The 18,614-nt window shown below is 41.2% G+C and carries 18 protein-coding genes; 5 read left to right on the plus strand and 13 right to left on the minus strand.

Going from position 1 to position 18,614, the window contains the following annotated elements; translation table 11 throughout:
• The coding region (locus B9J78_04410) for a hypothetical protein (protein MBA2124161.1) at nucleotides 1-219 on the plus strand (219 nt) is incomplete at its 5' end.
• Between the two features lie 145 nt (nucleotides 220-364).
• On the opposite strand, the gene B9J78_04415 is transcribed toward B9J78_04410, so the two are convergent.
• From B9J78_04415 to B9J78_04450, 8 genes are all read right to left on the minus strand, one after another.
• Complete coding sequence (locus B9J78_04415) at nucleotides 365-2,356, minus strand: acetate--CoA ligase (protein ID MBA2124162.1); 1,992 nt, start codon at nucleotides 2,354-2,356, stop codon at nucleotides 365-367.
• Between the two features lie 527 nt (nucleotides 2,357-2,883).
• Complete coding sequence (locus tag B9J78_04420) at nucleotides 2,884-3,804, minus strand: hypothetical protein (GenBank protein ID MBA2124163.1); 921 nt, start codon at nucleotides 3,802-3,804, stop codon at nucleotides 2,884-2,886.
• 77 nt (nucleotides 3,805-3,881) lie between these two features.
• Entirely contained in the window at nucleotides 3,882-4,346 is a 465-nt protein-coding gene (locus tag B9J78_04425; GenBank protein MBA2124164.1) for a cyclic pyranopterin monophosphate synthase MoaC, read from the minus strand.
• 2 nt (nucleotides 4,347-4,348) lie between these two features.
• Complete coding sequence (locus B9J78_04430; protein ID MBA2124165.1) at nucleotides 4,349-5,344, minus strand: GTP 3',8-cyclase MoaA; 996 nt, start codon at nucleotides 5,342-5,344, stop codon at nucleotides 4,349-4,351.
• Nucleotides 5,338-6,531 (minus strand): hypothetical protein, encoded by a 1,194-nt coding sequence (locus B9J78_04435; protein MBA2124166.1) that lies wholly within the window; start codon nucleotides 6,529-6,531, stop codon nucleotides 5,338-5,340. Before B9J78_04435 ends, B9J78_04430 begins: the two co-directional genes overlap by 7 nt.
• Nucleotides 6,532-6,542: 11 nt before the next feature.
• Nucleotides 6,543-7,349, minus strand: a complete 807-nt coding sequence (locus B9J78_04440; GenBank protein ID MBA2124167.1) for a formate dehydrogenase family accessory protein FdhD — start codon at nucleotides 7,347-7,349, stop codon at nucleotides 6,543-6,545.
• A 70-nt stretch (nucleotides 7,350-7,419) separates the two neighbouring features.
• A complete protein-coding gene (locus tag B9J78_04445; GenBank protein ID MBA2124168.1) occupies nucleotides 7,420-8,118 on the minus strand; it encodes a hypothetical protein in 699 nt (232 codons plus the stop codon).
• A complete protein-coding gene (locus B9J78_04450; GenBank protein ID MBA2124169.1) occupies nucleotides 8,102-9,814 on the minus strand; it encodes a formate dehydrogenase subunit alpha in 1,713 nt (570 codons plus the stop codon). Before B9J78_04450 ends, B9J78_04445 begins: the two co-directional genes overlap by 17 nt.
• Between B9J78_04450 and B9J78_04455 the strand changes: the two genes are divergently transcribed.
• The 3 genes from B9J78_04455 to B9J78_04465 are packed head-to-tail and all read left to right on the plus strand — an operon-like array spanning nucleotide 9,743 to nucleotide 12,289.
• Nucleotides 9,743-10,474 carry a hypothetical protein gene (locus B9J78_04455; protein ID MBA2124170.1) on the plus strand — a complete coding sequence of 244 codons (732 nt, stop codon included), beginning with the start codon at nucleotides 9,743-9,745 and terminating at the stop codon, nucleotides 10,472-10,474. The two genes, B9J78_04450 and B9J78_04455, sit on opposite strands and share 72 nt — an antisense overlap.
• Entirely contained in the window at nucleotides 10,471-11,157 is a 687-nt protein-coding gene (locus B9J78_04460; GenBank protein ID MBA2124171.1) for an ABC transporter permease, read from the plus strand. The genes B9J78_04455 and B9J78_04460 overlap by 4 nt, the downstream gene beginning before the upstream one ends.
• Nucleotides 11,158-11,164: 7 nt before the next feature.
• Nucleotides 11,165-12,289, plus strand: a complete 1,125-nt coding sequence (locus B9J78_04465) for a hypothetical protein (GenBank protein MBA2124172.1) — start codon at nucleotides 11,165-11,167, stop codon at nucleotides 12,287-12,289.
• A 124-nt stretch (nucleotides 12,290-12,413) separates the two neighbouring features.
• On the opposite strand, the gene B9J78_04470 is transcribed toward B9J78_04465, so the two are convergent.
• From B9J78_04470 to B9J78_04490, 5 genes are all read right to left on the minus strand, one after another.
• Nucleotides 12,414-13,793 (minus strand): hypothetical protein, encoded by a 1,380-nt coding sequence (locus B9J78_04470; protein ID MBA2124173.1) that lies wholly within the window; start codon nucleotides 13,791-13,793, stop codon nucleotides 12,414-12,416.
• 94 nt (nucleotides 13,794-13,887) lie between these two features.
• Nucleotides 13,888-14,583 (minus strand): orotidine 5'-phosphate decarboxylase, encoded by a 696-nt coding sequence (locus tag B9J78_04475; GenBank protein ID MBA2124174.1) that lies wholly within the window; start codon nucleotides 14,581-14,583, stop codon nucleotides 13,888-13,890.
• 96 nt (nucleotides 14,584-14,679) lie between these two features.
• Complete coding sequence (locus tag B9J78_04480) at nucleotides 14,680-15,609, minus strand: dihydroorotate dehydrogenase B catalytic subunit (protein ID MBA2124175.1); 930 nt, start codon at nucleotides 15,607-15,609, stop codon at nucleotides 14,680-14,682.
• Nucleotides 15,609-16,370, minus strand: a complete 762-nt coding sequence (locus tag B9J78_04485; GenBank protein ID MBA2124176.1) for a hypothetical protein — start codon at nucleotides 16,368-16,370, stop codon at nucleotides 15,609-15,611. Before B9J78_04485 ends, B9J78_04480 begins: the two co-directional genes overlap by 1 nt.
• The gene (locus tag B9J78_04490) at nucleotides 16,370-17,416 is read right to left on the minus strand and encodes a Holliday junction branch migration DNA helicase RuvB (GenBank protein ID MBA2124177.1); all 1,047 of its coding nucleotides are present in this window, start codon (nucleotides 17,414-17,416) and stop codon (nucleotides 16,370-16,372) included. The genes B9J78_04485 and B9J78_04490 overlap by 1 nt, the downstream gene beginning before the upstream one ends.
• A gap of 69 nt (nucleotides 17,417-17,485) precedes the next feature.
• Between B9J78_04490 and B9J78_04495 the strand changes: the two genes are divergently transcribed.
• Nucleotides 17,486-18,340, plus strand: coding sequence for a PIG-L family deacetylase (locus B9J78_04495; GenBank protein MBA2124178.1), 855 nt, complete (start codon nucleotides 17,486-17,488; stop codon nucleotides 18,338-18,340).
• Nucleotides 18,341-18,614: the final 274 nt, after the last annotated feature.

Below are 18,614 nucleotides of genomic sequence, written 5' to 3' on the forward strand. Positions count from 1 at the left end.
GCTCACACCGAGCCGGTAGTCCAGCCCATTTCCGTCAATGCCCTCAAGGTGATGCGCTTACTTCAGCGTGGCGATTACGCTACCGCCAGCCGATTGCGCCTGGTTCCTGAGCTATCCCGAGAGTTGGAGCGGATCATACAGGGATATATCCGCTATCTGCTGGAGCGGGAGATCAAAGCGACGGGGTTTCTGGACCGGTTGAGAAGGGAAGGTATGTGAAAATGCTTGCCGATCGAGCTTGCTATTTCTCCCGATTATCTTTGTTATAGATAAGGGATAAGGGGTAATCATTAACACCTAACCCGAACAAGCCGGAACCAAAAAGTTTTCCATTTTGCGCAAGAGTTTAGATCTAAGGGACTAATTATTCTCTCCCTTTAATCAAGGAATCCACTACTGATGGATCGGCCAGCGTAGAAGTATCACCTATGGCAGAAATCTCTCCCTCAGCTATCTTTCTCAGAATTCTACGCATTATCTTGCCCGACCGTGTCTTTGGCAGGGCATCGGCAAACTGTATCTTATCGGGAGTTACAATAGGACCCAACTCATTTCTAACATGTTTAATCAGGGTCTTCTTGAGTTCATCCGATGGTTCCTGTCCCTGCTTCAGGGTAACATAGCAGTAAATCCCCTGTCCCTTAATCTCGTGTGGAAATCCCGCTACTGCTGCCTCGGCAACGGAAGGATAGGAGACAAGTGCACCTTCTACCTCGGCAGTGCTGATTCTATGTCCGGAGACATTCATTACATCGTCAATCCGTCCCAAAAGCCAGTGAAATCCATCCTTATCTATCCGGCATCCATCGGCGGTGAAATATTTCCCCGGGAACATAGAGAAATAGACTTTCTTTATAAGCTCGTTCTTCCTATCACCGTATACCCCCCGAATCATACCCGGCCAGGGCCTGGTGATTACCAGAGAGCCGCTTTCATTTGTATCCGCGGATGTTCCATCCGTTCTTAAGACCTCGGTAACAACACCGAAGAACGGCATTGACGCCGAGCCTGGCTTAGTGGGAGTGGCCCCCGGGAGTGGAGTAATCAGATGCCCCCCAGTCTCGGTCTGCCACCAGGTATCCAGTACCGGACAGCGCTCCTTCCCGATTACCCGATAATACCACATCCAGGCCTCGGGATTGATAGGCTCACCAACTGACCCCAGGATTCGGAGGCTTGAGAGGTCATGTTTGTTCGGCCATTCTTCCCCCAATCTCATTAATGTCCTTATAGCGGTGGGGGCGGTATAAAAGATATTAACCCTATAATCTTCTACTATCTTCCAGAACCTGTCTGGCTCAGGGTAAGTAGGCATACCTTCAAACATAAGGGATGTGGCTGCGTTGGATAAGAGACCATACACAATGTATGAATGTCCAGTTATCCAGCCGATATCGGCTGTGCAGAAGTGGATATCCTCATCCTTTATATCAAATACCCACTTGGAGGTAAGATGCACCTGAAGTAAATATCCTCCCGTAGTGTGCAAAACCCCCTTGGGTTTACCGGTCGTGCCGCTTGTATAGAGAATGAAAAGTGGGTCTTCTGCCTCCATCTCTTCACACTCGCAAATATTTTTAATATCCCCGGCTTCCATCTCTTCATGCCACCAGAAATCCCGGCCTGGTTTCATATCTATCTGGCTATTCCCCCGATTATAAACGATAACTTTCTCCACTTCCTTACAATCCGGCAGTGCTTTATCCACCTTGCCCTTAACATCTATTATCTTTCCGGCCCGGAAGCCGGCATCTGCGGTTATAACAAAGGTAGAGTTGGAATCAAGTATCCTGCTCTTAAGAGCCTCGGCACTAAATGCTGAGAAAACGACAGAGTGTATAGCCCCAATTCTGGTGCAGGCAAGCATGGCTATAGCGGAGGCCGGGAGCATAGGCAAAAAGATAGTCACCACATCCCCCTTTTTCACTCCATGCTTCTTTAACACATTGGCAAATCTACAGACCTCGGTGTGTAGCTGTTGATAGGTAAGAGTACATTTTTCTTCCTCTTTTTCTCCCTGCCAGATAAGGGCGGCTTTATTTCTCCGCCACGTGCTCAGATGCCTGTCCAGACAGTTATAAGAGACATTAAGTCTTCCACCTTCAAAGAATTTGACATATGGTTCTTCAACTTCCCCTATCCTGGAAAAGTCATGTTCCATTACCTTATCCCACTTCTTAAACCAGATGATATTTTCCTCTGCCTGTCTGGCCCAAAATTTTTCCGGCTCCTCTATTGATTCCTTGTAAAGCTCTTCATATTCCTCCATACTCTTGATATAAGCCTTCCGGCTTAACTCCTGAGGAGGATAAAATATTCTCTCCTCCTTCAGCATAGGTTCCATTCCCTTTTGCATTTTCCCTACCTCCTTTTTTTGCGGCACAAAACCATAAATCACAGATAGACATGGAATATATCATATCACAAGTAACGGTATCAGCAAACCGTGAACCTGATAGCGAGTCTGAATAAACCCCATGGACGGCTCCCACCAGTAAATCATCAAAACGTAGCACAGGGGCTTGTCCCCCCCGCCACGCCGTTGCCGAGGATAAATCTCGCTGCTACCTAGCGGAGCTATTTTCGGAGTAGTACTCCGCAATTAAAAGTGTCCTGGCTTCAAGATGTGGTTACAAACTGACACTCCAGAACCTCCTTATTTTCTTCCTCTATCTTAACAGAATCGTAGCCCCTGATAGATTCAATCAGGGGCAAATTCTTTTCCACCTCCTTTTCCAATGAAATCCCAAATCTAAATAACCCGAACATATTCCACCCTTAGTATTACATTTCTGAAAATAGTAGCACAGAAAAGAAAACCTGTCAAGCCTTTAAATTTTCTAAAATAATTTTTCTGCCCTTCTTCTTTTCTAAAAGAGGCGGCTAACCATCCTTTACCGCTCCTTTCATTACATCTATCGCATGGCATAATATAGGAGATATCGCTTTTAAAGATTCCCCTGCTCCTTTCGGGCTTCCCGGAAGGTTTATGATCAATGTCTTCTTTCTGATTCCAGCAATTCCCCGAGAAAGATAAGCACACATTGTCTTCTTTGCTCCTTCTGTTCTTATCATCTCACTAAGTCCAGGGGTTTCCTTCTCCAATATATCTTTTGTTGCTTCCGGAGTAACATCTCTTGGAGAAAACCCTGTTCCTCCTGCAGTAAGAATCAGGTCCAGTTCTTCCTCATCTGACCAATCTTTTAGGGCCGAGGAAATATGTTCCCTTTCATCAGGGACAACCCTGTATCTTGCAGGCAAAAACCCTATCCTCTTTAAGAAATCTTTTATAACCTCTCCGCTTTTGTCTGTTCTTTCTCCAATTGCACATCTGTCGCTTATTATAAGAATGGCAACTAAAATTCCTGCCTCATTCTCTATTTTTATTCTGTCTTTTACTCTTACCCTGCCTCCTTTTAGAACCTTGGCAAATATCCCCTGGGAAGGCAAAATGCAGTTGCCCAATTTTTTATAGATTTTACACGGTCTTTTACAGGTCTTGCCTATCTGAGTTATCTCAATTAAAATGCTTTTTCCTATCTTAAGCCTTACGCCTTTTACCAAACTGGTAAGTTCTATGCCTGATGTGGTTAAATTTTCTCCAAAACCACCACAGCCAATCTTCAAGCCCTTCCTTTCTATCTCCTCTAAGCTCTCACTGGCTAGAAGACTCAACTGTCTCAGGCCCGGACCAGCGTGCGCATCTCCTACCAGACCATAATTCTCTTTCAGTATTCCTTCCTTTACATCTTTCTTTGAAGTGCCTTTTTTAACACTTAGACAGACCGCTATAATCTCTCCCATCTTAATCTCCTTGCGCCGCTTATTTAACTTCTTCCATTGAATTTTCTAGCGAGCCTAAAAGCCCCTCACACTACGGGCTACAGTTTTCTCTTAAAAAGTTCTCCGCTTTCACCTCCTTTTTTCTCCAGGAGCATAATATCGGCGATCTCTATTGACCTATCGTACATTTTACACATATCGTAAATGGTCAAAGCGGAAACTGCACAAGCCACCAGCGCTTCCATCTCAACCCCGGTTCTATCCATAGCCACTACATAAGAAACGATTCTAATTCCAGAATTAAAATAAGTAAAAGAGATTTTGATATCTAAAATAGCCAGTGGATGGCAGAGTGGAATAATATCTGATGTTCTCTTGGAAGCCATTATACCGGCCAGCCTGGCCTGTTCCAGAACATCTCCTTTTAGAATTTGGCCCTCCTTTATCAGGGTTAAAACTCTTTTCTTCAATTTGACAACTGCCTGTGCCGTGGCCTTTCTTCTGGTTATCTCTTTCTTGCTTATATCAACCAGACCATTCAATCTATCCCGAACCTCTTTGATATTTAGCCTCCAATATAACTCATCGTAAACTCATACCTTTTTGCTCTTTTTCTTGACTCGTTTAAAAATTCATTTCTAACGGGTCTTGAGTATTCTGGTTTTTCCATTATAAGTTTTTCTATTTCTCTTTTAATCTCTTCTGAAGGCATGTTTGCCCTTAACATTTTTTTAAGATTTAAGGAGAACGGGGAGAAAAGACAGGGGTATAATCGGCCATCTGAGCTGAGGCGCAACCGATTACATTTGGTGCAAAAAGGCTCACTATTTGTGTTTATAAAACCTACTCTGGCTTTTGCCCCGTTTATTCTATAATTTATTGCAGGACCATTGCCTGCACTATCTGCGGGCAGAAGTTTTCCAAACTGTTTCTCCAGAATCTTTTTTATAACTTCGTTAGGAATAAACCTTTTTTCCAGACCTAAGAACTCTCTCCTTGTGGAAAAATATTCTATAAATCTAACATCTATACCGAAATTCAAGGTTAGTTTGGCAAAGTCAATTATTTCATCATCATTGAGCCCTCTTAAAATAATGGTATTTACCTTCAGATGAATAAACCTCTGAGCATCCTTTATTGAATCCCAAACTTTATCAAAGAGGTCAAACCCGGTAAACTCTTTATACCTGTCCCTTTTTAGTGTACTGAGACTTATATTTACCCGGCTTAAACCTGCATGGAGAAGAGAGATCAGTCTGCGCCCTAAAAGGATACCGTTGGTTGTCATACTTATCTGAAATATCTTATCTTCAGAACTTATCATTTTGATAAGATTTTCAATATTGCGTCTTACCAGAGGTTCGCCCCCGGTTAGCCGCACCTTTTTAATTCCCAATTTGGCCAATATCTTAACCAGAGAGGCTATTTCTTCATAACGCAATATCTCGTAGCCGGGAATATAATCTTTCCTCACCATTTGTGGCAGGCAGGCGGAAGGCAAGCAGTAGAAGCAGTTTAAGTTGCAACGGTCAGTAACCGAAATCCGCAAGTAATCTACCATAGAAAAACCTCCGCAGAGGAGTTCTTTTCAAGAAAGGTGATGGAGTCTGGAATTATCATAAAACCATCGGCTTTGACCAGAGAGATTATATCTGCAGAACCGTGATATTCTCTTAACGGATAGATGGTATGCCTGTTGCCCTGCATTTTAATTTTAGCCGGAACAAACCTCTTTCTGCCCGGTCTTTGAGAATAATCAGATGTGACTGTTCCTTTTCTTAAGTTAAGATTAAGAGTTGTCCCCATCATTCTATTTATGGCAAGCCTTATTAAGGTTAAAAAGAGAAGATATGTAGAGACCGGGTTGCCCGGCACTCCAAAGATTAAATGCTCGCCTTTTTGCCCAAAAAATAACGGTTTACCCGGCGTTATGGCTAATTTATGAAATATCTTCTTGACGCCGCATTTTTCCAAAGCAGCTGGCACCAAATCATAATCTCCCACAGAGACGCCCCCGGAAATTATAAATATGTCAGAAGAAAGTCCTTTTCTTATCTTACAAATAAGGTTTTTTTCCTTGTCTTTAACTATTCCCAGATAGTCTGGACTGATCCCCATTTTTTTAAGAAGAGCAATAAGCATAGGACCATTGGAGTTTCGTATTTTACCAAAAGTGACCTTTTTGTCAGGCTCAACGAGCTCATCACCTGTACTTAAAACAGAGACCTTAGGTCTTCTGTAAACTTGCACTTTACTTTTACCAACAGCGGCGCAGACAGCAACCTCCGGACCTCTTAAAACGGCCCCCTTCCTTAGGATGATTCTTCCCTTTTGGACATCTTCTCCTTTGAAGCAGACATTCTCTCCAAAAGATGGCTTTTTCATAATCTTTATGTAATTGTTTTTTAGAGTCTCGATATCCTCCATTTTTACCACACAGTCAGTCCTTTTAGGAAGAGGTGCTCCTGTCATAATTTTCAAACATTCTGTTTTTTTAAGTTTATCCGGCTCATACTCCCCGGCTCTTATCTCCGACTTCACCTTCAAAACTGCTGGAACATTTTTTATCTGTCTGTGGGAGAAGGCATAACCATCCATTGCTGATTTATTAAAGGGAGGGACATCCATATCAGAGGCTATTTCTTCAGCCAAAACCCGGTCCATGGCTTCTTCAATCCTTACTGTCTCTCTGCCAAGCCTCTTTATCTTTTTGAGAATTAATCTTTGTGCCTCTTCAAACTTAATCATTTTATCTTCTTTTACAAGGTAATTCTCTCTTCACCCGCATAGATATTCATCCTTTTTCCTCTTACAAAGCCAACCAGGGTCAGGTTTCTTTCCCTGGCTATTTTAACCGCCTGGTCAGTAGGAGCGCTCCTTGTAACAAGGACGGGTATGTCACATCTGATTGCTTTAAGTACAATCTCCGAAGATAGGCGGCCGGAAGTAAGCATGATTGAGTTTTTCATTTTAAAATTTTTAAGAAGCGCCTCTCCAATAACCTTATCCAGAGCATTGTGGCGTCCAATATCCTCCATAAATATTTCTATATTCTCTCCCGTAGTCAAAGCAGCACTATGAACACCCCCTGTCCTTTGAAAAGAGATAGAGGACCTGTGAAACTGAACCATAATCTGAGAGATTTTTTCATGGTTTATCCTTAGTTTGGAATCAAGCCTCTTTCTGTCAACCGCATCTGCTGAGTAAAGAATTGTTCCTTTTCCGCATCCAGAAGTGAATACTCTTTTAAATATTTCTTCTCCCCTATTATTTTTTCTTTTGGTTGCCACCGCCGCAGTCCACCTCTTGTCATCTGTGGTAAGTTGTTTTATCTCATTATTCCCGGCGATAAGACCCAGAGAATAAAGAAATCCGACTACTAATTCTTTTAACTTATTTGGGCTGCATAAAAGAGTTGCCAACTCTTTGCCATTATAGTAAATGGTCAAGGGTATCTCTTCGGTTACCACATCCTTAACCACCCTTCTTTCTCCCTTATCAATCTTGTTTATCCAAACCTCTTCCATATTCACATCAGAGCACCAGAGCACCAGCGCACCAGTCACCAGAACACCTGGGCACCAGACCTTTATAAGCTTTCCTAATCTTTCTACATTTCTTCATTGAAATTCCGACTCATTCCCCTTTTTTCAAAAGGGGTGGCAACGAAGTTGACGGGGTATTTATATTCAAAAATGAGTTTTTTTCCTCTTTTCCTACATCTACGTACTTACATTTACAACCATAATTCTTAAAAAGATGTTTTACTGAAAAATCCTTCCCCTTAAGCGTCTTTTCAATCTTGGGAAGAAGGGTTTTTGAATAGAGAGCATGCAGGGGTTCCAATCCACCGTTCAAACAGGGAACTATACAATCTACGCTTTCTTTCTCTGAAACATTGCAGTGTGACCCTTTTAAGGTCGTCGCCCCTACGAAAGTAGAGTCTTCGGCCTCTATAAGTGACAGGATTCTTTTTATTAAACCATTGTGCAAAAATGGCATATCTACAGCTAAAAAAAACCCCCACTGTTTTGTTATCGTTTTTAAGCCAGTATAGATACCGCCGAGGGGTCCATACCCCTTGACCAGGTCCTCAACTATCTTAATTTCTTTAAATTCTCTAAAAAGTTCCTTATCATTGGTGACTATAAGTATCTCCTCAAAAAAGGATTTCAATACATCCAGAATCCTACTTATAACCCTTTTACCATTTATAGTTAAAAGCTCTTTCGGAAATCCCATCCTTTTGCTCTTTCCTCCTGCCAGAACCACCCCCGCCGCAACATCTCTGTATATCATATTGCTCTTTCCCTTCTTTTCACTTGTTTTCTGCATTGTTTCTTAATTTCTCTATTCGTACCGCACAGACCTTAGTCTCGGGGGTTTTAGCAATAGGGTCCAGAGCCGGGTTGGTAAGCACATTGGTGGGGCTTTCAGCAAAGTGGAAGGTCATTGAGACCAGACCCGGTGGTGAGTCCTCTGTCACCTTGGCTTTAGCCATCACTTCTCCCCGACGAGAAACCACCCGTACCATTTCACCATCACAGATCCTAAGTTTGGTGGCATCCTTTGGATTCATCTCTACCTGCTCCTGAGCCATCAATATGTTAAGACCATCCACCTTCCGCGATAAGGTCCCATGATACTGATAAAGGCAGCGCCCGGTGGTAAGGACCAGGGGATACACCTTATCTGGAATTTCTGCCGACGGCTTATACTCTAAGGGGGTAAATTTACCCTTACCGTTGGTAGTGCGAAACTGCCCAATGTGAAGAATCGGTGTCCCGGGGTGTTCCCGGTTAGGACAGGGCCACTGCAAACTTTCGTTCTCCAGGCGCTCGTAAGATATGCCCTTGTAACTGGGAGTAAGGGAGGCGATTTCCTCAAAGATCTCGGCAGGATGGTTAAAATCAAAGCCCTTGCCGCCCAATCTTCTCGCTATCTGGCAGGTGATCCACCAATCTGGGCGTGAATTACCAACGGGTTCTATCGCTTTACGCACCCGTTGGATGCGTCGCTCACTATTAGTAAAAGTGCCGTCCTTCTCAGCAAAACTCACCGCTGGTAAGACAATATCAGCAAATTTAGCTGTCTCGTTCAGGAAGATGTCCTGGGCAATAATGAATTCTATGGTTTTGAGTCCCTCCCGAACCTGCTTGGAATCAGCTACACTCAACACCGGGTCAACACCAATAACATAAAGGGCTTTAATCTTTCCCAAAACCGCTGCCGGCCATATTTCAGTAAGTGTCAATCCTGACTCAGGATTAAGGTTCACGCCCCAGGCAGTCTCAAATTTCTTTCTAATGGTTTCGTCAGATACCATTTGGTAGCCAGGATAAACACTGGGTAGGCAACCCATATCGCAAGCACCCTGGACATTGTTCTGTCCCCGCAGTGGATTGACCCCTGAGGAAGGTTTGCCGATATTCCCGGTCAGCATCACCAAATTAGCCAGGGCAAATACATTATCAGTGCCGTGGGAGTGTTGAGTAATGCCCATAGACCAAAGAGTGGTTGCCGGCTTACTGCCTGCATAGATTCTGGCAGCATCAACTATCTTCCCCTTGGGAACGCCCGTGATTCGTTCAACCATGCTTAAGTCAAAGTTATTTAGTGACTTTTTAAATTCATCAAAGTTCTCGCAACGCTCTTCAATAAAGGCAGTATCAACCAATCCCTCATCAACAATCACCCGGCTCATGCCCATAAGCAGAGCAACATCACTACCCGGCCACTGCTGTAGCCAGATATCAGCAAAGCGACACAGGTCAATATATCTTGGGTTAGCTACAATGAGTTTGGCTCCGTTTTGAGTTGCCTTTTTTACTCGCAATCCAATTATTGGATGGGCCTCTGTGGTATTAGTGCCTATAGCCAGTATGCACTTAGCATCACTAATCTCACTTATGGGATTGGTCATTGCTCCACTGCCAATTACGCCTAATAGCCCCGCCATATCATCTCTGCCGGGACAGGGATTGCCATAAGATATGCCGAGAGAGGGGATGTTGACATGCTCCTGGTGCATGACAGGGTGCGTGAGGACAGGTTCGTGAAAGACGGGTATGGCGTGAACAGGAGATGCATCGCATACAACCACTTTCTTATTGTGGGACCAGCAGATGACCCGGCAGGCATCAGAGGAATGAGCCCGGAGAATGCGGTTACAAGGATAATGGGGGCAGGTATGAAGGATCCAAAAATTCAGTTTGTTTCACGGGGAGACAGTTCTGGTACACATACAAGAGAGAAACTGATATGGAAGAGCGCTGGCTACAATGTTGAGATGGTGAGAGACTCAGGGAAATGGTATGTAGAGGCCGGGAAAGGCATGGGAGCAACGCTGGTGATGGCCAGTGAGAAATCCGCCCATACATTGATAGATATTGGGACATTTCTGGCATTTGCTGGCGATGTGAATTTGGTTCCGCTCGTTGAGGAGGGAGACACCTTGTTAAATCCATATGGAGCGATTGCGGTAAATCCAGAGTTGCACCCACATGTGAACTTCAAGATGGCAAACAATTTCATAAGATTCCTGATATCACCAGAAACGCAGCAAATAATTGGTGAGTTTGGCATAAAGGAGCACGGAAGACCTTTGTTCTTTCCATTGGCCGGCAACTGTAAGAAGATAGGATGTCCCACATGGAAAAAGTGTTTGTTATTGCAGATAGATACTAAATGAATGAGATAACGACAGGACTCCTGAAGGCGATTGAGCTCATAGTTACACTTGACCCTGAGGTTATGAATATAGCCGGCAGAAGTCTGGCTATCTCTTTGACCGCTACCCTTCTTGCCTCCCTTGGGTGTATATTTTTAGGAGGTCTGGTCCACTTCCACAATTTCACCGGCAAGCGAATCCTGATCAATTTCATCCAGACGCTCTACAGCCTTCCAACCGTTACCGTTGGGCTTTTTGTTTTTTTGCTATTATCAAGGGCGGGGCCGCTTGGCATCTTCGGCTTGCTTTTCACACCAACCGGAATGGTAATAGGGCAGATGATATTGATTTCGCCCATTATGACGGGCTTTACCATTTCAGCCCTCAGCGCTGTTGGCCCTCAGATAAAGGACACTGCCATATCGCTTGGGGCAAGCAATTTTCAAGCAATCTTTGTTATTATAAAAGAGGCGAGGTTTGCTATCCTGGCTGCTGTGGTGTTGGGCTTTGGGAGAGCAATATCCGAAGTCGGTATTGCCATTATGATCGGTGGGAATATAAGAGGATTCACCAGGGTATTCACCAGTGCCATCGCCCTAGAAACAGCGAAGGGAAACATAGAACTCTCAATAGCGCTGGGAATTATTCTTATGTCACTGGCGCTGGTGATTAATTTACTTTTAGGCCGGATACAACAGGGGTAAGAAGAATATGCCTTTAATAGAGGTTTGCGGACTGTATAAAAGATATGGCAAGACAGAGGTCTTGAAAAATGTGAGTTTTGGTGTTGAGCAAGGCGAAACCCTGGCGATCATAGGGCCTATAGGCACCGGAAAGACCACACTCTTGCGGCTGCTGAATTTACTTGATACCCCCACAGACGGCAAAGTGTTATTTGACGGCCTGGATACCACAAATGTAAGCGAGAAGATTAAGTTAAATGCTCGCCGGCGCATGGCAATGGTATCTCAAAAGCCAGTGGTATTTAACGCTAATGTCTACAGCAACATAGCATATGGTTTAAAGGTGAGGCGAGAGAGTAATATTTATGAAAAAGTTACCAATGCACTGGAGATGGTCGGCCTTTCCAGATATAAAAATAGAAAAGCGCCCACTCTGTCAGGAGGAGAGATGCAGAGGGTGGCCCTGGCACGAGCGATGGTGGTAGATCCTGAGGTTTTACTGTTGGATGAGCCGACGGCGAATCTCGACCCCAGAAGCGTTGATATAATAGAAGGGATGATAATGCGCCTTGGGCATCACATCGCCATACTAATGACAACACATGATATGACTCAAGGACAGCGTTTGGCACACCGGATAGGTGTGTTGATTGACGGTGAAATTATACAGATGGGAAAACCATGGGAGGTTTTTACCAGGCCGGAGAATATGCAAGTGGCTAAATTCGTCGGGATGGAAAACATTATAAAGGGCACCGTCAAATGGAATGAAGGTGGGGTCGTTGGCATAGATGTTAACGGAAAAATCATAGAGGGCATCTCAGATTATCATATTGGCGAAGAGGTGTATGTGTTTATCAGACCGGAAGACATCACTCTTGCCTTATCCATTATCTCAAGTAGTGCCCGTAATGTGTATGCCGGGGAAATAAGGTTGATAACTTTTTTGGGGCCACTTGCCCGCGTTGAGTTAAGTTGTAATTTTCCTCTTGTGGGGCTGATCACTAAGGCATCAACTCAGGAGATGGAATTGAAAGTTGGTAAATGTGTTTATGCCTCATTTAAAGCCGCGGCTGTTCATATTATCAAATGTTGTTGTTTTTTTATTTTTAACACATTACTATATTACTATTATTATTTTATATATAAATAATAATAATAGTAATATACCTTGTTAAATTGTTAAAAATAATATAACCTTATTATATCTATATTATTATAATATATAAATCCTGTTTATAAAACTTAAAGTTTTTAGTAATTTTAATATATTTTTACTATTTATATTCTTTAGATTTTATTTTTGTTGAAAGTTTATTTATTAATATCTTCACATTTTCGTCTTTTTGCATATCTTCCTCTATTTTATTGTAAGAATATAATACTGTGGTATGGTCTTTACCACCAAAAAACCTTCCAATATTTTCTAATGATTCTTTTGTGAGACTTCTTGTAAGATACATTGCTACCTGTCTCGGAAAAAGAACCCTTCTTTGTCTGTTTTTTTTTCTTAAAAAAGAAACCTGTATCCCGAAATAATTACTCACTACATTTTGTATTTTTTCTAGTGTTATTTCTTCTTCCTCCTTTTCTTCAACGCTTTTTTTTAATACCTCTCTTGCAAGCTCAATACTTACTTTTTTACCCATCAGTGAAGCGTAAGCAACAACCCTTATAAGAGAACCCTCTAATACCCTTATATTAACTTTAATTTTTTCTGCAACAAAAAACACAACATCGTCAGGAATAAAAATAGAACTCGATTCAGATTTCTTTTTTAAAATGGCAACGCGTGTCTCAATATCCGGGGGTTGTATATCTGTAACCAACCCCCATGAAAATCGGCTAATGAGTCTTTCTTCAAGAGAAGAAATATCTTTGGGATGACGATCACTGGAAAGTACTATTTGTTTATGAGAATCATACAGTGCATTGAAAGTATGAAAAAATTCCTCTTGCGTAGAATCTTTTCCTGCAATAAAATGGACATCATCCAAAAGCAAAACATCTGTTTTTCTATACTTATCTCTGAAGTTTTCTAATTTTTTATTTTGTATTGCGTATATAAACTGGTTTGTAAAATGTTCACAAGAAATCAAAAGAATTTTTGCATTTGAGGATTTTTTTGTTATATATAAACCAATGGCATGCATAAGGTGTGTTTTTCCAAGCCCTGTTCCCCCATAAATTAAAAGAGGATTATACGCCCTTGCAGGAGATTCTGCAACCGCCATACCGGCTGCGTGTGCAAATCTATTTGATGCTCCGATAACGAAATTTTCAAAAGAGTATTTTGGAATAAGATTAACTGATTTTTTATTTTCACCAAAATTTGTTTTTTGGTCATCCTTTGTTGTTCCTGCGCTCATTTCGCCCGTGGGCTTAGGACAGACGGACACAGTGTTGGGGGCCTGGTTGCCTGTCATAATAAAATCTATATCCATCCTTTTTCCCGAAGACTCTGCAACAACCTGTTCAAGTAATATTCCATATTGTTTTAATATATACTCTTTATAAAATTTATTTGGGACCCCAAACACAATCTGATCATCAGTAGCAGAGATAAATTTTAAAGAAGAAAACCAAGTTTCCCACACCTGAACACTTATACGGGATTTAAGTAAAGATAAAGAATTTAACCAAATACTAGAATTCATAACGCATCCCTGTTAAAATGTATAATACATTGATAAACAAAAAGATACAAACAAAGATATAAATATTATTAACAATGTTATTAACAATTTATTATTAACTCTCTCTTAATATATCTTTACACATCTCCAAAGGATTCTGTGCGAGTAAAACAGGCCTTCCCACCACAATATAATCTGTTCCGACACTTTTTGCAGCAGAAGGGGTTGCAGTCCTTTTTTGGTCATCTTCGGATTGTTTTAATCTTATACCAGGGGTAACAGTAATAAAATTTTTGCCACATATATTTTTTATATCCGGAACCTCCTCTACACTTGCAACAACCCCTGAAAGCCCTGACTGTTTTGCAATCCTTGCAAGACACATAACCTGTTCTTTTACAGTAGAATATACCCCAATTTGTTGCAGGTCAGATCGCTCAAAACTTGTAAGAACCGTTACCCCAACCAATATCGGAGAAAGAATTTTAAGATTTTCTGCCTGTTCTCGGCATCCCCTAGCAGCAGATTCCATCATCTTTTTACCTCCGCCTGTATGAACATTTAACATATCAACCCCAAGACTAACAGCACTTCGGACAGCAGACTCAACAATATTGGGAATATCATAGAATTTAAGGTCAAGAAATACCTTCCCCCCCATCTGTTTTATTACTTTTACGCTTTCCGGTCCTGTAGAGGTAAAAAGAACACTTCCTATTTTAAAAAATTTTACAACAGGAAAAAGTGTTTTAAAAAATTTTTTCTCCTGTTCTAAATTTATAACATCAAGAGATACAATAAGTTCTGGCATAAAAAATTATTTTTTCTTCTCCCTGACAAATGGTATGAAATATGACATACACATATGTGGTCTTGGACCAGCGAGAGCAAGAGTTAAAAGTAAAAATCAAGCCTGGTTCAAGACCATTTTATTTGTATTCAGGCGTCCAACCAATTTTCCTATCTTGTATATTTTATTTTCCAAAAGATATTTCTTTAAGCCGGATATTATTTCTGCACCTATTTGCGGATTAATAAAATTTCCCACACCAACCGCAACAGCAGAAGCACCTGCAATGATAAACTCCAAAGCATCTTGTGCACTTAAAATCCCTCCCATTCCTATGATTGGAACCTGGACGCTATTATATACTTCATAAACCATTCTTAGTGCAACCGGCTTTATTGCAGGTCCGCTTAACCCACCTATAATGTTCCCAATCTTGGGTTTTCTTTCCTTTATATCTATTGCCATTCCGGGAAGTGTGTTTATAAGTGAAATTGCGTCGGTTCCGGCATCTTGCACGGTTTTTGCAATAATTTTTATGTCTGTGACCTGCGGCGAAAGTTTGGATATAACCGGAACCTTAACAGATTTTTTAACAACCCTCACAACATTATACGAGGATTTTGTGTTTTGTGCAATGAGTTCCTTATAGCCAACATTTGGACAGGAAAGATTAATCTCTATTGCGTCCACGCCGCACTGTTCTATTTTTTTTGCTATTTTCCCGTATTCTTCCGTATTTTTTCCTGCAATTGAGACAACAATAGGAACACCCAATTTTTTTATTTCAGGAACAATATTTTTTATAAAGTGGTTTAATCCGCTGTTTTGAAGTCCGATAGAATTTAGCATACCCGAAGGGGTTTCACAAATTCTTGGGAAAGGGTTTCCTTCCCTTGGTTTTAGTGTGATTGTTTTGGTAACAATTGCACCAATACTTTTAACATCTATCCATTTTGATATTTCTTCTCCGTATCCGGCTGTTCCTGATGCGAGAAGCACAGGTTTTTTTAATTTTATACCAATATTTGTAGATAAGTCAATATCCATTAAAAAATCTCTTTTGAATTGAAAACAGGACCATCCTTACACACAAGGGCAGTGCCTTTTTTTGTCTTTATTGCACAACCGAGACAGGTTCCTATTCCACACCCCATAACAGTTTCAAGAGAAATATAACATGGAATGTTTTTAAGGTCTGCTATTTTTGAAACTTCCCTTAACATTGCATTCGGCCCACAGGCATAGATAACAGAAGGAGCATTTTTTTTAAGAAACACTTTAAGATTGTTTGTTACAAAACATTTTTCGCCCAAACTTCCGTCTTCTGTGCAAGGGATAACGGTGTTTTTAATCTTTTTAAAATCTAAAATACACAACAATTTACCCTTTGTTTTTGCTCCGATAAAAAGGGTTATACTATTTGAGTTTTTAGAAAGAATTTCTGATAAAAACAGAAGCGGAGCACTGCCCATCCCCCCTGCAACAAGTAGTGTATTACAATTTTTAAATATTTTAAACCCATTTCCAAGAGGACCTATTACCATCATCGTATCGCCTCTTTTTAATTTAGAAATTTGATATGTTGCCTCACCGAGTACCTTGTATAAAATCTCAATATTTTCGCCCCTCACCCTGTGTATACTAAACGGCCTGTTAAAAAAAGGCTGAGTGGTCCTCCATCCCCTTACCATAACAAACTGGCCTGGCACAGCGTTTCTTGCTATAAAGGGCGCATCCAGTACGATGTGGTAATAGTTGGTGTGAATCTGCTTATTTGATCGGATTTTTACGGTTAGGTTTTGCTCCATTAACACTCAAATATCTGTTTTTGGGCGGAAGAGCTTTTTAAGCAAGAAATATTCAGGTGTTTATATGCAAGGTCTGTTGCCTGCCTTCCCCTGGAAGTTCTTTTTATAAAGCCAGCCTTTAAAAGATATGGCTCAACAACATCTTCAAGTGTATCTCTTTCCTCATTTAATGAGGCAGCTATTGCTTCTATGCCTGCGGGCCCTCCGTTATAAATATTTATGATTGTTTCAAGCATCTTTCTATCAAGGTTGTCCAGTCCCTCTGTGTCCACCCCTTGCATTTTTAAGGCTTCCTCAGAAATTTTTTTTGTTATTTTCCCATCAAATTTTACCTGTGCATAGTCTCTTACTCTTTTTAAAAGTCGGTTTGCTATTCTTGGTGTGCCACGGGATCTTTTTGCAATTTCTGTTGCGGCACCATCTTCTATGAAGATCCCGAGGATTTCAGCTGTTCGTTTTATTACAAGCAAAAGGTCTGCTGGCTTATAAAAGTCCAGGTGAAAATGCATACCAAAGCGGCCTCTCAGCGCTCCTGTCAAAAGCCCCGACCGTGTTGTTGCCCCAACAAGCACAAACGGTTTAAGGGTAAATTTTATGGTTCTTGCATAAGGGCCCTTGTCAATGACAAAATCTATCTGAAAGTTTTCCATAGCTGGATAAAGAAATTCTTCTACAAGCTTTGAAAGCCTGTGTATTTCATCTATAAAAAAAATATTCCCCTGTTTCAGGTTTGTCAGTATGCCCACAAGATCTCCTGCTCTTTCTATAGAAGGTCCAGTTGTGGATGTTATCTGTGCCCCCGTCTCTTTTGCAATGATATGTGCAAGTGTGGTTTTTCCCAATCCCGGGGGTCCTGAAAAAAGGATGTGCTCTAATACCTCCTGCCTTTTTTTTGCTGCTTTTATGGCAATAAAAATGTTTTCTACAACCTCTTTTTGGTTTATAAACTCTGATATTTTTGATGGCCTGAGAGCGACATTAAGAACTGTATCCTCTTCTGTTTCCTGAGGGGTAAGAAGGCTTTTTTTAAAAACATCTTTTTCCATAGACACAAACTATTATATGTTAAAAATATTCTTCTTGCAAGTTATCAAAAAAGATGATATAATTTTTCTATGAAGCTTAAAAATGCACAGGCGCAGGTATTTGTTCCAGATGGTATGAATGTTAAAAAAGCATTAACAAAAACAACACACATAGGCATAGGCGCACATCACGATGACCTTGAGGTGATGGCATACCATGGGATATTGCAGCATTTTGAAAACAAGAAGAATTGGTTTCTCGGTGTTACGGTTACAGATGGCAGAGGTTCACCAAGAAGCGGGGTATATGCAAGATATACGGACGAAGAAATGCGAAAGGTAAGACGCGTTGAACAAAAAAAGGCGGCGTCTGTGGGAGAGTATACAGCTGTCTGTCTTCTTGAATGGCCATCAGAATTGGTAAAAAATCCGAAAGATAGCGGTGTAAGAGAAGACTTAAAAGAAATTTTAAAAGCAGCAAAGCCTTCTTATATCTACACGCACAATATTGCAGATAAACACCCCACGCATGTTGCAGTTGCAGTAAAGACCATACAGAGTTTAAGAGAATTAAGGGATATATTTGTTCCCGAAGCTGTTTTTGGTTGCGAGGTGTGGAGAGGACTTGACTGGATGAATGATAAGGATAAGGTTGCTCTTGATGTAAGCTCTCATGAAGGCATTGCAAATGCACTTGTAGGGCTATTTGATTCACAGGTGTGTGGAGGGAAAAGGTATGATATCGCAACAATTGGAAGAAGAAGAGCGAATGCAACATATCTTGCATCACATGAAGTTGATAAAGCAACGCACCTTATATTTGCTATGGATCTGGCCCCCCTTGTGAAAGATATTTCATTAGACATAGAAGAATATGTTGTAGGTTTTATAAAGAAATTTGAAAAAGATGTCCGAGAAAACATTAAAAAACTAATACAAGGTTAGCGGAAGAACATACCAAATGTATGCTATGTTAATTATAAGAACCGCACACATTGGGCGTGAATTTTGTTTCTTGCATCTTGGTGTTTGTAATAAAAACTGGTGATAGGAGACTGGCACCAGAGCACCAAAGCACCAGAGCACCAGTTGCTCCTAAAGTTTCACAAACTTGCCCCGGTGCTTTTTTAAAACCAGCATAGATTTCACATATATTTCACAATCTCGCCATATTTTTGCCACAGTCAAAAAATATAATCCCTGTGATAACAAAGCAAGT

This window comes from bacterium Unc6 (assembly GCA_013626165.1).
Classification (GTDB): domain Bacteria; phylum Omnitrophota; class Gorgyraeia; order Velesiimonadales; family Velesiimonadaceae; genus Velesiimonas; species Velesiimonas alkalicola.

Bases quoted from the DNA above. Each gene is read 5' to 3' on its own strand.
- B9J78_04430 (MBA2124165.1), bottom strand. From the start codon at position 5,344: ATGGTAGATTACTTGCGGATTTCGGTTACTGACCGTTGCAACTTAAAC.
- B9J78_04450 (MBA2124169.1), bottom strand. From the start codon at position 9,814: ATGCACCAGGAGCATGTCAACATCCCCTCTCTCGGCATATCTTATGGC.
- B9J78_04435 (MBA2124166.1), bottom strand. From the start codon at position 6,531: ATGATTAAGTTTGAAGAGGCACAAAGATTAATTCTCAAAAAGATAAAG.
- B9J78_04485 (MBA2124176.1), bottom strand. From the start codon at position 16,370: ATGGAGCAAAACCTAACCGTAAAAATCCGATCAAATAAGCAGATTCAC.
- B9J78_04415 (MBA2124162.1), bottom strand. From the start codon at position 2,356: ATGCAAAAGGGAATGGAACCTATGCTGAAGGAGGAGAGAATATTTTAT.
- B9J78_04495 (MBA2124178.1), top strand. From the start codon at position 17,486: ATGAAGCTTAAAAATGCACAGGCGCAGGTATTTGTTCCAGATGGTATG.
- B9J78_04475 (MBA2124174.1), bottom strand. From the start codon at position 14,583: ATGCCAGAACTTATTGTATCTCTTGATGTTATAAATTTAGAACAGGAG.
- B9J78_04420 (MBA2124163.1), bottom strand. From the start codon at position 3,804: ATGGGAGAGATTATAGCGGTCTGTCTAAGTGTTAAAAAAGGCACTTCA.
- B9J78_04480 (MBA2124175.1), bottom strand. From the start codon at position 15,609: ATGGATATTGACTTATCTACAAATATTGGTATAAAATTAAAAAAACCT.
- B9J78_04465 (MBA2124172.1), top strand. From the start codon at position 11,165: ATGCCTTTAATAGAGGTTTGCGGACTGTATAAAAGATATGGCAAGACA.
- B9J78_04490 (MBA2124177.1), bottom strand. From the start codon at position 17,416: ATGGAAAAAGATGTTTTTAAAAAAAGCCTTCTTACCCCTCAGGAAACA.
- B9J78_04470 (MBA2124173.1), bottom strand. From the start codon at position 13,793: ATGAATTCTAGTATTTGGTTAAATTCTTTATCTTTACTTAAATCCCGT.
- B9J78_04445 (MBA2124168.1), bottom strand. From the start codon at position 8,118: ATGCAGAAAACAAGTGAAAAGAAGGGAAAGAGCAATATGATATACAGA.
- B9J78_04460 (MBA2124171.1), top strand. From the start codon at position 10,471: ATGAATGAGATAACGACAGGACTCCTGAAGGCGATTGAGCTCATAGTT.